This is a genomic window from Gluconobacter sp. P5H9_a, from assembly GCF_018812085.1.
Taxonomy (GTDB): Bacteria; Pseudomonadota; Alphaproteobacteria; order Acetobacterales; family Acetobacteraceae; genus Gluconobacter.
This window is the reverse complement of record NZ_JACRVW010000004.1, coordinates 19,276-31,942: the sequence shown is the minus strand read 5'-3', so window position 1 is coordinate 31,942 and position 12,667 is coordinate 19,276. Positions and strand designations below refer to the sequence as shown.

Genomic DNA, 12,667 nt, shown 5'->3' with positions numbered 1-12,667 from the left:
AATTACAGCGGACGGTCGCCTTGGCTGGACGCTGTTTTTTCGTTCAGCCAGCCGCCCTGAAATCCCGCGCGCTTCAAGCCGTCACGCAGATAAGGATTCTTTTTCATCGTGTTCCACACAAAGCCACTGCGCCAGTTTTCGAGCATCAGCAGAATAGGTCCCTGATCAATGCCAAGCTGCTGCCCGTCGACCCAGTAATCATTCTTGTCTTTGAATGAGGGGTTGAAGGAGTCCAGGAAGCCATACTGATTGTAAATCCGGCTTCCGTAGCGCTTTCGCATCTCTTCCAGTGCGGGAAGAGCAATTTCAGGCGCGAAGGCAATCGATCCGCCCGCGGCTGTTGGTGCAATGGTGCCATCGTCCAGAATGTAATCCCGGCCAGCACCACGTGCACTGTAAGCAAGGTAATGGCGATGCTTGCCGTCATAATCCTGCTGAATGTCTCCGGGGCCATCACAGGCGGTCAGCCCCCAGATATTTTCACCGTAGTCCTTCCAGTCTCCGGGATTCGCCTGTGCGTAAGCGCGCTGCGCGTACACGGCTTCACGCCCGTTCTGGAAATAGTCGTCATCATGCTTGCGATTGAAATCGTCCTGAATGCCACGGAAATCAATCCAGGATTCGCTGTACTGGTGCCCAAAGAGTGGTGCGAAATTCAGCAGCTTATGGCCCTGAAAATCTCCCCATTGCCCCTCGTAAGTAGCCGTCCAGGTCTTCCATGTTTCTGCCGGAAGGGGATGCGTTGGCGATGCAATGGCGAGAAGATAAATGATCAGGCCTTCATTATAGCCCTTCCAGTCCGTCGTGATGAACGTGTTGGGCGGCGACCACCCCATGCTCAGCCAAGGGCCATGCGCTTTCATCCACGTCCAGTCGATACGGCGGTACAGGCGATCGGCAATGTCGCGGATTTCTTTTTCCTGCGCTGTATCCCGATCATAATAAGATTGGGAAAACAGAACGCCGCCCATGAGAAGCGTTGTGTCTACACTGGAAAGTTCAGACCAGTCCGCGACGCGCAGGCCGGTATTGGGGTCCAGAAAATGGTAGAAAAAGCCTTTGTACCCTGCCGCACCTGAAACTTTGTCGTTCTGCGGCAGACCAATCAGAAATCTCAGGGTGGTCAGCGTGCGGTCGGCAGCCTGCTGGCGGGTGATGTATCCGCGCTCCGCTCCAATTCCATAAGCCGTCAAACCGAAGCCCACACCCGCAATGCTCGCAGCACCATTCGGCAAGGGAGACCGATCAGGGATCAGCCCATTCTTGGGGTTGGCCGTATCCCAGAACCATCGGAACGTCCGATGTTCCAGATCTTCCACAAAAGCCTGATCGGCTGTCGTGAGGGATGGTGGTTTGTCGGCCTGCGGTATCGCCGCGCCTGCTGCAATGGCAGACCCTGAAAAGAGGGCAAGATGCACAACTCCTGCCGCCACTCCAGTCCGGAGGATACGGGAGGATGAAGCACAGAACTTTTGTCCTGCACGTCGTGCTGTCGAGAGAAACCTGCTGCCTGGCGCAGGCTGCATCCGAAAGTCAGTGCTCATAGGTTCACCATAAGCGCAGAAGATGCATCACTTGAACGTGGTGTTACATCACAACGGCGTGATGTCTGCGAGGCTTGGAAAACTGCCAGAAATATCGAAAATTATCCACTCTGAAAATCGAATATCCGGAACGGTTTTGTAAGCTTTCGTTACATAGACGATTCTCACATCCCCGATGTCGTCAGACCTCCAGAAGACGAGCAGCAATTTCTGCCGTTACGAAGGCTGCAATCATCTCAGGACGCTTGTCCCGTACGCCAAAATCTCCAATCGGGCAGACCAGTTTATCAATCTGCTGCTGCGGGATGTCGATTGCCCGGAACGCACTCTCAAAGCGTTTGCGTTTCGTGCGAGAGCCGATCATCCCGACGTATCGCAGATCATTCCGTGCCAACGCTGCCCCCGTAATGAGGGCATCCAGAGTGTGACTTTGTGTCAGCACCAGAACGCCCGAACCAGCAGGCGCTGCATTCAATGTGCTTTCCCAGTCTGATGTGATCTGTGCTTCGACTGTTGGCGGAACAGGCCCGAATTCATCTTGCCGGGCATCAACCCAGACAAGCCTGAGGGGCAGAAGCGCCAGTGATTTCGCCAGCGCTCTCCCAACATGGCCTGCCCCGAACAGAATCAACTGAGGCAGCGTCTCCCGCTCTTTCCAGGCCTGACGCTCAATGTCATCCAGGTTTCGTATGCGCTCGATGCTCACCGTCACAGCGCCGCCACAGCACTGGTTGATGGCAGGCCCCAGCGGGATATGCCGCTCCAGATGGTCTGCACCATCAGTCAGGAGGGCCCGGGCATCCGCCATGCAGTCCCACTCCAGACGCCCGCCACCGATCGTGCCAACCTGCTCGTGTTGTGTGAGGAGCATATAGGCCCCGGCCTCACGCGGCGTGGAGCCCTTGGCGACCAGAACCGTAATTCTGGCCACCGCCTCCCCCGCATCACGCCAGCGGCGGATGGCTTCCAGCATGATCAGTCGATCTCGCCACGCAAGCTCATGGCAGTCCGCAGAACCCGTTCCGGCGTCGCGGGCGCATCAAGCTGCGGGCAGGTCTTGTAGTCATTCAGGCTGGCAAGAGCGTCCGAAATGGCCTGAAGGACGGCCACACCATGCACAAATGGAGGCTCCCCGACGGCCTTGGATCGGAAAATCGTCTCCTCCTGGTTCGGAGCGTTTTCCAGCAGCTCCACATTGAAAATCCGTGGCCGATCGGAACAGGCCGGGATCTTGTAAGTGCTGGGCGCATGGGTCCGCAGACGACCCGCAGGATCCCAGACCAGTTCTTCCATCGTCAGCCAGCCTGCGCCCTGCACGAAGCCACCTTCGATCTGCCCGACATCGATTTCTGGATTCAGGGACTGCCCGGCGTCATGGAGAATATCCACGCGGTCCATGGTGTTCTCACCCGTCAGCAGATCAACGGACACTTCCGCACAGGCCGCGCCATAAGCGAAGTAATAGAACGGACGTCCCCGCCCTGTGGCCGGATCCCAGGAAATCTTGGGCGTCTTGTAAAACCCGTTGGAAGACAGCGAAATACGGGCGAAATAAACCTGCCACGCCAGTTGCTGAAAGGTCACGACATCCGACCCGACATGCACGCCATCTGGCAGGAACTGCACATCTTCTTCCGCGACATTCCACTTTTCGGCAGCAAACGCGATCATGCGGCACTTGATCTTGGTAATGGCGTCCAGAACCGCCATACCGTTCAGATCTGCCCCGGAAGACGCAGCCGTTGCAGACGTGTTGGGAACCTTGCCCGTTGTAGTGGCTGTGATGCGAACGCGATCGGACGTCAGACCAAACTCACGCATGGCAATCTGCACCATTTTCGTGTGCAGACCCTGCCCCATCTCCGTCCCACCATGGTTCACCTGCACGGAACCATCCGTGTAGACATGAACCAGCGCACCCGCCTGATTGTAATGTGTCGCCGTGAAAGAAATGCCAAATTTCACTGGCGTCAGGGCAATCCCGCGCTTGATATAACGACTGGTTTTATTGAAAGCGCGGATCTCTTCCTTGCGCTTTGCATAATCGCAGCGCCGTACCAGTTCCGTGACGATTTCCCGGCTGATCGAGTCTTCCACCGTCATGTGATACGGCGTGATGTTCCGGTCTGTCGTTCCATAGAAATTGCGCAGTCGCACGGTCACAGGATCAAGCCCCGTCGCGAATGCGACTTCCTCAATCACGCGCTCTGCCGCGACAATGCCTTGCGGGCCACCGAAGCCTCGATAAGCCGTGTTGGACTGCGTATTGGTGCGCAGTGGTTCGGAACGAAACCGTACGTCCGGATAAAAATACGCGTTGTCAGCATGAAACAGCGCACGATCTACAACAGGGCCGGACAGATCGGCGGACCAGCCACAGCGAGCGGCCAGAACCATATCGACTGCCAGAATGTCGCCGTCATCCGTGAAACCGACATCGTAATCGACGACGAAATCATGCCGCTTGCCGGTCATCATCATGTCGTCGTCACGATCCAGACGCATCTTGGCAGCCTGGCCGGTCAGGTCAGCCGCAATAGCCGCCAGACAGGCCGCAGCATTGGCCTGCGTTTCCTTGCCACCAAAGCCCCCGCCCATCCGGCGCACTTCCGTCGTGACCAGATGATGCGGCCGGCCCAGAACACATGCCACCAGATGCTGCGTTTCAGACGGATGCTGCGTGGAAGACCAAACGCGCATTTCCCCAGCCTCACCCGGCTGAGCCAGAGCGGCCTGGCCTTCAAGATAGAAATGCTCCTGCCCGCCCATCGTGATATTGCCAGACAGACGACGCGGTGCGGCAGCCAGTCCGGCATCCACATCACCGCGCTTCATGACCAGCGGACGCCAGACCAGATCACCGCCAGCTTCCCGCGCCTGAGCAACGTTCAGGATAGCGGGCTTCTCTTCATACTCGATCTTTGCAAGACGGACGGCCTGACGGGCAGCCTGCCGGGACGTCGCCACCACGGCAAACATCGGCTGGCCCCAGTAATAGACATGATCCGTGGCCAATAGGGGCTCATCATGCGCATGAACCGGGCTGATCTCGTTCTCGCCCGGAACATCCTCTGCCGTCAGAACCCGCACCACACCCGGAGCAGACCGCACGGCGCTCAGATCCATGGAAACGATCCGCGCATGAGCCTTGGTGCTCAGCCCGGGAACAACATGCAACATGCCTTTCGGCTCCGGCATATCGTCGATGTAGTTCGCACGTCCTGTCACATGCAGGATCGCACTTTCATGCTTCATGCTGGTTGAGGCCGCGCCCTGAACCATCGGGATCTTGCGAGCTTCAGACATGAGAAAGCCCTCCCGTACGGGCCAGACGCGCCTGCGGGCCGCCCGTTGTTTCCTCAAAGAAGCGCGTCAGCAGATTCGCGGCGACTGTCCGGCGATACCAGTCTGTGGCGCGCATATCCGTCAGAGGCGTGAAGTCCTGTGCAATCGCATCCCTTGCGGCGTCCAGCGCAGCCTCATCCCACTGGCGGCCGAGCAGAGCCGCTTCAGCATTCGCTGCGCGTTTCGGTGTCGCTGCCATCCCACCATAGGCCAGCCGAACGGACGTAATGACGCCTTTTGCATTCCGGTGCATGAAGAAAGCTCCCAGTACGGCTGAGATGTCCTGATCGAACCGCTTGGAAATCTTGTAAGCGCGGAACTGAACGTCCTTCTCCGGCACAGGAAGCGTCACAGCTTCCACAAATTCACCCGGCCGACGATCCTGCTTTCCATAAGCAATGAAATAGGCTTCCAGAGGCATCGAACGACGTTCGTCGCCCAATCGCAGATGCAGGGTTGCACCCGCGGCAATGAACATCGGTGGCCCGTCGCCAATCGGCGAACCATTGGCGATATTTCCACAGACTGTCGCGCTGTTTCGCACCTGCGTTGAGCCCAGCCGACGGATCATCTCTGCCGCATCGGGGAGAAGTTCTGCGATAAACGGCTTGGCTTCCTGATAGGTCACGGCAGCCCCGATCGTCAGGCCTTCATCCGTGCGCTCAATCTTCCGCAGTTCAGGAACGCGGCCGATCGAGACGACATGCCGCAGTTGCTTCATGCCTTTGGTCACCCACAGACCCACATCCGTTGCTCCGGCGACAATCGTGGCCTCGGGATGCTGCACCAGTGTGTCAGCCAGAACATCTACAGTCGCCGGAATTGTGAGGGTGCCTTCTGAGCCAGACACCTGAACGGTTTCACCATCATTCAGGGCTGTTAGACGCTCCGTGATCGTTTCAATCTGAGCATCGAAACGGTCCGGCCCGGCGGACATGGACTGTTTCATGGCCCGTACGATCGGCGCGTATCCGGTGCAGCGGCAGAGATTTCCAGCCAAAGCATCGTCAATCTGGGCGTCATCGACAGTCGCGTCAGGCGTCTTGCGATACGCGGCCATGGACATGACAAAACCAGGTGTACAGAAACCGCACTGTGAACCGTGTTGTTCAACCATGGCAGCCTGCACAGGATGCGGTGCGTCCGGCGTACCGAGGTCTTCAATCGTATAAACCTGTGCCCCGTCCAGCATGCTGACAAACTGGATACACGCATTCACAGCACGCCAGACGAGCCGGTCCTGATCCAGTCGCACGACCAGTACAGTGCAGGCACCGCAGTCGCCTTCGTTACACCCTTCTTTCGTTCCGGTCCGGCCACGGTCACGCAGCCAGTCCAGAAGTGTCAGGGTCGGGTTCAGACCACTGAGAGTGCAGTGCTCGTCACCGAGATAGAATTGTACAGCCTGTCTCATGATTCTTGCCCTCCATGAGGCAACACGCGCAAAGCAAAACGAAAGAAGGCTGGCTGGACTGTCAAAGTTCGACCCTGGGTAAAGATGGGGAAACCCCGAATATGAAAATGGGAGACTAGCAGAGTCCTGCACTGAAGAGGGCGTTGCCGTCCATATCCAAGATACGCATAACGCGTTGCTTTTTCGAGAGCACAAATTGCGCCCGCTGGAGCATACGACCGAGCACACTTCTGGCTTCGTTATGCAGCAGATTGAACGACGCCTTTTAAGTGCGCCGCCTCAGAGAAGACCTTTCAGAACAGACCAGAGCTCGGGCTGCTCCACAGCACTGACGGTAAACCTCAACATGCTCGACGGTGCCTGCGTTGGAGAAAATAATGTTCCAGGCGCCAGAAGCATCCCTTTTGCAGATGCCGCCCGCGCAACGGCCTCAGAATCCTGCCCACAATCCGCCCAGACGAAAATACCCGCAGGCGGAAGATACGGCAGCGTAAGACCACATCCGATAAGCGCATCAGCACATTTCTGGCGCGCCTGATTCACCCTCTGCCGGAGCCGGGAAAGATGCCGACCGTAGTGTCCATCTTTCAGAAGACGCGCCATGACGTTTTCTCCCAGCTGCGGCGTACATAAACCGGCCAGAAGTTTTAGGTCCATCAGCCGCGCCACAATATCCGGACGCGCCGCCAGCACACCCACTCTCAGACCGGCCGCCATCGTCTTGGCATAGCCTGTAACGAGAATAACCCTTTGCAGGCGGTCCATGGATGCAAGACGAATAGCAGCTCCGTCATGGAAGTCCGCGTAGGTATCGTCTTCCAGAATCATGAAGTCATATTTCTCGGCCAAACGCAGGATATCATGCGCCGCTGCAGCCCCGAGAGTATATCCCGTGGGGTTGTGAACGACGCTGTTAATCAGAAAAAGCTTCGGTTTATGCTCCGCAGCCAGACGCTCCAGAACCTCCAGATCCGGCCCTTCCCGTCCCCGCGGCACACTGATGATTCTTGCCTCATAAGCAGCCAGGCGACCAAAAATCAGAGGCCAGCCCGGCTCCTCAACCAGTACCGTATCTCCACGCTGGACCATCAATCTCAGCACAAGATCAATTCCATGCGTGACACCCGCCGTCATCAGCAGATGATGATCCGGATGCGCAGCGATGCCTTGGCCGCCCAGCATGGTCGCAATATGTCGGCGTAGCTGTGGGCTCCCCTGGGGGTGGCCGTACTGCAGTAACCCCGCAGAATCTTCCCGTGCGGCAGCCCGAATGGCGCTGGCGATCAGATCCGCATCCAGCCAGTGAGGCGGAAGAACACCAGATGCCGCAGTCAGGCGATTAGACTGCCCGGTGCCGAACATTTCGCGCAAAAGCCATGTCACATCGAGCTTTGACTGCTCCGGGGGCGCCTGCGTTATGGCTTCCGCAAAGACTGGCGGCTCGACGGGTGAGCGCACGAAATATCCCGCGCCCGGCCGTGACAAAACTAGCCCGCGCGCCAGAAGACGCTCATACGCTTCCATCACCGTATAGCGACTGAGCCCTGCGCTTTCGGCCATCTTGCGAACTGACGGCAGGCGGCTGCCGGGCCTGAGCCTGTGTGTCTCTATACGCTCGGCGAATTCAGTTTCGAGTTGCTCAACCAGCGTTGTGTCACCACCACGGACGGGCTTCCAGAGGGGAAATGTCCCATGCTGAGCTGGCATTACTGTCATGGTCAAACCTCCGGAACAGTCTGAAAGAATCCTGTTCAACTGTACCGGTACTGTTCCGGTAATTCTTGTCATAGTGATCAGGATAATCCCGTCTGCAACAGGAAATTCCGTCATGCCGACTTACTGGCAGGCTTTTGCGCCTCTCGTTCTTTTCACGTTTGTCGCATCCGTTACGCCCGGCCCCAACAATATGATGCTGGCGTCCTCCGGGCTGACACACGGATTCCGCCGAACGATCCCACACATGCTGGGGGTTGCGCTGGGGTTTGTCCTGATGGTGGTTATTCTCGGCCTTGGCTTGGGAAGCCTGTTCGAGCATGCGCCCTGGTTTTACGTTGGCCTGAAATATGCCAGCGCGGCCTATCTGCTCTGGCTGGCTTGGAAAATTGCCACATCCTCAGCAACGCCCGAAGCCAATGGGAAAGGAAAACCCATCAGCTTCCTGCAGGCTGCTGGTTTTCAGTGGGTCAACCCGAAAGCTTGGGTCATGGCCGTCGGTATTGTTGCAGCCTATGTTCCGAAGGAAGGGTTCTTCTTCAACCTTGCCATCGCCGGCGTCATCTGTGGGTTGGTGAATTGCCCTTCCGTCGCGCTCTGGGCTGGCTTTGGCGCAGGCATGAGACGGTGGCTTCATCGGCCGCTTCTGTTACGGAGCTTCAACTATGCGATGGCTCTCTTACTGGTTGCGTCCCTTTACCCACTGGCTTTCGAAACGGCCTCTCGCTGAATTTCAACTTCACAGAGGGTAATGGCAGGCGACCTGCCGTCCCTCACCGGACGGCTGAAGTACAGGACGCTCTGTTGCACAACGCGGCTGGGCAATAGGGCAGCGGGTATGAAAACGACACCCTGATGGCGGATTGACCGGGCTAGGCACGTCGCCTTGCAAAGGCGGCGGCAAGGCCCGGTCCGGGCGCGGAACCGCATCCAGCAATGCTTTGGTATAGGGGTGTACCGGCCGGTCCAGCACGTCCAGACCGTGTCCCTCTTCCACAATGCTGCCCAGATACATGACAGCAATCCGATCTGCCATTTGCCGGACAACGGACAGATCATGAGAGATAAAGATGCATGCAACGCCGAGAGAAGCCCGCAGATCCCCAAACAGATTGACGATCTGAGCCTGAACAGAAACGTCCAGTGCGGAAACGGGCTCGTCTGCGACAAGAAGCTCCGGCCCTAGCGCCAAAGCGCGGGCAATGTTCAACCTCTGTCTCTGCCCCCCGGAGAACTCATGCGGGAAACGCCCGGCGACTGACTGGGAAAGACCCACCTGATCAAGCAGTTCCGAAACGCGCTCCCTAACCCCATGACGACGATGAATGCGGAGGGGCTCGGCCAGAGACTCCCCCACGGTTCGGCGTGGATTGAAGGCAGCAGAAGAATCCTGAAAGACCATCTGCATTCGCGCGCGCCAGGGGCGCATTGCGCGATCGGACAGTCCGGAAATTTCCTGCCCGTCGAACATAACCTTGCCAGATGTCGGCTGTGTCAGACCAATCAGAGCACGTCCCAAGGTCGACTTTCCGCATCCGGATTCCCCGACGAGCGCCAGAGCTTCTCCTTTCCGTACCTGCAGAGAAACACCCGAGACAGCATGCAGCACACGTCCCCGGCCAAGATGGTAAGATTTCTCCAGATTGCGCGCTTCCAGCAGAACACTCATGCCGCATACAGGACACACGCCACGCGTCGTCCCTCCTCGATTTCAGTCAGGGGCGGACGCACGGCACATTCTGGCCGAACGAAGCTGCATCTGGGAGCAAACACACACCCGGTTGGACGATGATCAGGTGTGGGCGGCTGACCTGGAATGGTTGGAAGCCGTTCGGGTCTGGGACCGTCCAGGGGTGGAATGGCCGCTAGCAACGCCTGAGTGTAGGGATGCAAGGGACGATCCAGCACATCCCGAACCGGGCCATTTTCAACCACCAGTCCGGAATACATGACTGCCACATGTGTGCAGGCCTGCGCGACAACACCCATATCGTGCGTAATCAGCATGACCCCGGCGCCGTCTTCCCGGATTTCGCGCAGCAATGTCAGGATCTGAGCCTGCACGGTAACGTCAAGCGCTGTCGTGGGCTCATCGGCAATCAGCAGGGCCGGTGTGCAGGAGAGTGCCATCGCAATCATAGCGCGCTGGCGCAGACCGCCTGACAATTGATGAGGGTACCGCTTTGCGGCCATAGCCGGATCGGGCACGCCCATCCGCTCCAGCAGCTGCACCGTCCTTGCACGGGCCTCGCGTCTGCTGACGCGATGATGCAAACGGATCTGCTCGTCAATCTGCGCCCCGATAGACCTTACTGGCAAAAAAGCCGTCATCGGGTCCTGAAAGATCATCGCAATCTGCGCGCCCCGGAGCTTACGCATCACCTTGTCCGGGAGGTTAACCAGTTCCTGTCCAGAAAAGAGGATGTGCCCGGATGCTTTCAGGCCGGGAAGAAGCCCCATGACGCTCATGGCCGTAAGGCTCTTGCCCGAGCCAGATTCCCCCACGACCCCCAAAGCCTCGCCAGCATTCAGACGCAATGAAACACCTTCAAGGAGCCGCGTACCACCGGGCAGGTCCAGCTTCAGACCTTGAATATCGAGCAACTGTTCAGCGTCCATGCTGACCATCCCTGATACGCGGGTCGAGGAGCGCATACAGTCCATCCACCAGAGCATTCGCAATGACAACGAACACAGCTGCATACATGACTGTCGCCATGATCAGAGGCAGATCCAGGGTGGCCAAAGCCTGATAGGTCAGACGCCCCACGCCCGGCAAAGCAAATACGACTTCTGTCAGCAACGCTCCGCCGCCGAGCAACTGGGCAAAATCCAGACCGAAGAGCGAGACATAGCTCAACCATGACAGCCGCAATCCATGCCAGAGCCAGACACGAGCCGGCCCTGCGCCTTTTGCTCTTGCCGTGCGAATGGAGTCTTCCCCCATTGCGCTCAGAAGCTCTGATCGCAGGATGCGGGCATATAGTCCCATGAAGGAAACCGAGAGCGTCAGCGATGGAAGAAGCAGCGATTTCGCCCAGCCGATCGGACTTTGAGAGAGCGGCACATATCCCAGCGGAGGCACCCATCGAAACAGCCACGTATCGTGCCAGCGACTCTGGGTGAACAGATTGATCACCTCCCCGAGCCAGAAGACCGGCATGGACAGCCCGATCAGACCCAGCACCATCAGGACCCGGTCCACCCAGCTATCCCTTAGCACCGCGGACGCAACGCCAATTCCCAGAGATCCCACAACCCAGAAGAAGGCAGCCCACACAACGAGGGACAGCGTTACCGGCGCCGCAGACACCACTTCGGGCACGACTTTCTGACCGTGATTGACGAAAGACGTGAGATCTCTGCTGACGAACAGTTTCTCCATCATCCGCACGTACTGAACAGGCAACGGGCGGTCGAACCCATATTCGGCGCGGATTCGCGCCATGACCTGTGGGCTGGCGCCCCTCCCTGCGATACGCGCAGTCGGGTCTGCTCCGGGAGTGGCGAAGAAAATGCAGAATACCAGAACGGAAATGCCGAAAATCACCAGCGCCATTTGTCCGGTGCGCGACAGGAAACTGCGTATCATCGACCGGCTCCCTTCGGATCCAGATGATCCCGAAGGGCATTCCCCAGAACATTCAGGGCCAGCACTGTCACGACAATCGCTATGCCCGGCGCTATGGCGACAATTGGCCTCGTGTAGAGAAGGCCTTCTCCATCCTGAATGAGCGTTCCCCATGACGCTGCGGGGGCCTGCACACCAAGAGACAGAAAGGACAACGCCGATTCCGCCAGAAGGCACAGAGCCATGACGAGAGGCCCGAGAACAACCATCGAAGGCGCAAGACTAGGCAGGATTTCACGTCGGAGAATACGAAAATCCGAGGCCCCCATTCCCCGGGCAGCCATAACAAATTCAGCGCGTGACAAACTCAGGACACGGGCTCGCAATGGGCGGGCGGCATACGGCACATAAACCAGCGCAATGATGCCTATGGGAATCAAAAAGCTATCGGCAGCAAGCGTTATAAACCCCAGATGAAGGCCATGCCCTACCGTTACAACCGACAGTGAAATGGCAAACAGGTAAACCGGGATAGCCCACAGGATATCGAGCAAGCGGGACAGAACAACATCCACCCAGCCCCCGAAATATCCGGCACAAATACCGATACTTCCCGAGAGGCACAGACACAGCAATGCGGCTGATGCCGCGATCAACAGGGAGCTTCGACCGCCATACAGCAGACGAGACGCAACATCCCGTCCCTGGGAATCAGAACCCAGCATATAGGCGCCCGGTGACCAGTCAGGCCCCAGGGGCGTCAAACCCAGATGCAGAGGATTATCGTTCGGCTGCATCAGGTCCAGCAACTGGCCGTGACGTGTGGTGGTTCCAGCGATATTGGAAGAAAACGGGTCCACTCCCACCATTTGGGCGTAGAGCGGAGCGCATAAGCTCGCCAGAACGACGAGCCCCAATGCCGCGACTGCAAGAGCAACGCCTTTCTTGACGGAAAGCGCGCGGATCATTCGCAGAAAACCGTTTCCTCCCACACACACTCCCATCTGCCGATCTGTTCAGCCTACCGTTCTAGCGGACCGACAGGGGAAGAGAAGAGGTGTAAAGGAAGAAACGTAAATC

The 12,667-nt window shown here is 57.9% G+C and carries 10 protein-coding genes; 1 reads left to right on the top strand and 9 read right to left on the bottom strand.

The genetic code is table 11. The annotated features are described in order from the left end of the window. Positions 1-2: 2 nt before the first annotated feature. From KP708_RS05670 to KP708_RS05650, 5 genes are all read right to left on the bottom strand, one after another. Positions 3-1,544: a glucoamylase family protein gene (locus KP708_RS05670; protein WP_371822675.1), complete on the bottom strand. Its 1,542-nt coding sequence runs from the start codon at positions 1,542-1,544 to the stop codon at positions 3-5. Between the two features lie 181 nt (positions 1,545-1,725). Continuing rightward, positions 1,726-2,517 carry a xanthine dehydrogenase accessory protein XdhC gene (xdhC, locus tag KP708_RS05665; RefSeq protein ID WP_215749357.1) on the bottom strand — a complete coding sequence of 264 codons (792 nt, stop codon included), beginning with the start codon at positions 2,515-2,517 and terminating at the stop codon, positions 1,726-1,728. A 2-nt stretch (positions 2,518-2,519) separates the two neighbouring features. After that, complete coding sequence (gene xdhB / locus KP708_RS05660; protein ID WP_215749359.1) at positions 2,520-4,850, bottom strand: xanthine dehydrogenase molybdopterin binding subunit; 2,331 nt, start codon at positions 4,848-4,850, stop codon at positions 2,520-2,522. Continuing rightward, positions 4,843-6,303, bottom strand: a complete 1,461-nt coding sequence (gene xdhA, locus KP708_RS05655) for a xanthine dehydrogenase small subunit (RefSeq protein ID WP_215749361.1) — start codon at positions 6,301-6,303, stop codon at positions 4,843-4,845. Before xdhA ends, xdhB begins: the two co-directional genes overlap by 8 nt. Before the next feature lie 279 nt (positions 6,304-6,582). Then, entirely contained in the window at positions 6,583-8,019 is a 1,437-nt protein-coding gene (locus tag KP708_RS05650) for a PLP-dependent aminotransferase family protein (protein WP_252347256.1), read from the bottom strand. 112 nt (positions 8,020-8,131) lie between these two features. On the opposite strand from KP708_RS05650, the gene KP708_RS05645 reads away from it, so the two are divergent. Beyond that, complete coding sequence (locus KP708_RS05645; RefSeq protein ID WP_086634204.1) at positions 8,132-8,746, top strand: LysE family translocator; 615 nt, start codon at positions 8,132-8,134, stop codon at positions 8,744-8,746. Between the two features lie 9 nt (positions 8,747-8,755). Here the strand turns inward: KP708_RS05645 and KP708_RS05640 are convergent, their stop codons facing one another. The 4 genes from KP708_RS05640 to KP708_RS05625 are packed head-to-tail and all read right to left on the bottom strand — an operon-like array spanning position 8,756 to position 12,555. Next, the gene (locus tag KP708_RS05640; protein WP_215749485.1) at positions 8,756-9,685 is read right to left on the bottom strand and encodes an ABC transporter ATP-binding protein; all 930 of its coding nucleotides are present in this window, start codon (positions 9,683-9,685) and stop codon (positions 8,756-8,758) included. After that, on the bottom strand, positions 9,682-10,635 hold the full coding sequence (locus KP708_RS05635; protein WP_215749365.1) for an ABC transporter ATP-binding protein: 954 nt from the start codon (positions 10,633-10,635) through the stop codon (positions 9,682-9,684). Before KP708_RS05635 ends, KP708_RS05640 begins: the two co-directional genes overlap by 4 nt. Further along, positions 10,625-11,608, bottom strand: coding sequence for an ABC transporter permease (locus KP708_RS05630; protein ID WP_046900201.1), 984 nt, complete (start codon positions 11,606-11,608; stop codon positions 10,625-10,627). Before KP708_RS05630 ends, KP708_RS05635 begins: the two co-directional genes overlap by 11 nt. Beyond that, positions 11,605-12,555, bottom strand: a complete 951-nt coding sequence (locus KP708_RS05625; protein WP_215749367.1) for an ABC transporter permease — start codon at positions 12,553-12,555, stop codon at positions 11,605-11,607. Before KP708_RS05625 ends, KP708_RS05630 begins: the two co-directional genes overlap by 4 nt. Between the last annotated feature and the right edge of the window lie 112 nt (positions 12,556-12,667).